Annotated in this window: 1 protein-coding gene; it reads left to right on the top strand. The window is 46.3% G+C overall.

Annotation, left to right across the window (positions count from 1 at the left end; genetic code table 11):
• Positions 1 to 171: 171 nt before the first annotated feature.
• Positions 172 to 1070, top strand: an 899-nt coding sequence (locus tag I6E11_RS14610) for a hypothetical protein (RefSeq protein WP_235338831.1), incomplete at its 3' end; no start/stop codon positions are given.

Raw genomic sequence — 1070 nt, 5'->3', positions numbered from 1 at the left:
GATGAAAAAGGATGTATGGTACACGGAAGTATCAAGGGAACCAAGGATTATCTGCTTGAGACATGGAGATACCATACAAACAGACATTCCAAAGGTTTCAGTTCCACAAGAATCAGGCCCTGCACGACAAGCAGGGCTTTTTCGTTTGTATAACTCTTAAAATCAGGAATCATGAACCAGACATTACAACTTACAGACTATATTCCACAGTATGTAAGCCTCTACTACGTGGACTACCGGGATGATCTTGATGAGCATGAAGACATCCAGGAGGAATGTATCCGTTCCAACAATATGGAAAAACTCTATGAAAAGGCATACGAATGGTATGAGGAACAGGAAAGCTCAAACATGCACGACTATCTGGAGGAGACAAGAAAGAATATGGAAACGGACAATTTAGCCGGAGAGTTTGAAGAGCATGAAGATGAAATCAGGGAACTTATCTACGACCGGAACGATTCCGACCCAGTAAAGGACCTGATACGCAACTCATCCGCCACTAATTTCTTCTATTCGCTTGGAGTGGAAATCAACGGATATCTGACCGGTTGTTCACTGCGGGGAGAATCAGTCGCCATGGCCTGTCATAAGGTACGCCGCGCACTGCATCTGAAAAAGGGGCAGTTTGACGAGAAGATTGAAGAACTGGTAGAGAATGCCACATACGGCGGAGAACTGCGCATCTACTTCAACGCCATGTTTGACAGGCTCATCAGCAAAGACCCTGAGAACGATTTCAAAAGCATCCGTTTCCACGGGAATGTAATGGTGGCCATTGCCGACAGCCGGAACGGTTCCGGACATCATGTACGGATTCCGCTGGATATCACTTTCCCTTTCCGAAGGGAGAACCTGTTTGTCGATTCACAGGTACACTATTCCTATGCCAATGAAGTCTGCGGCATGACCAATGACTGGTGTGATTCCACAAAATGGGAAACGGGCATGATACCTTTTACCGGATCTGTCCGAAAAAGCCGGATGGCTGAATACAAGAAACAGGAAGCCGCTTATGAGCAGACATTCCGAGACGGGAAATGCACCTTCGGTGACATGAACTACAAACG

The organism is Bacteroides caecigallinarum (assembly GCF_021531075.1).
Classification (GTDB): Bacteria; Bacteroidota; Bacteroidia; order Bacteroidales; family Bacteroidaceae; genus Phocaeicola; species Phocaeicola caecigallinarum_B.
The sequence above is the reverse complement of the archived record's forward strand: the minus strand, read 5'-3'. Positions and strand labels throughout refer to the sequence as shown.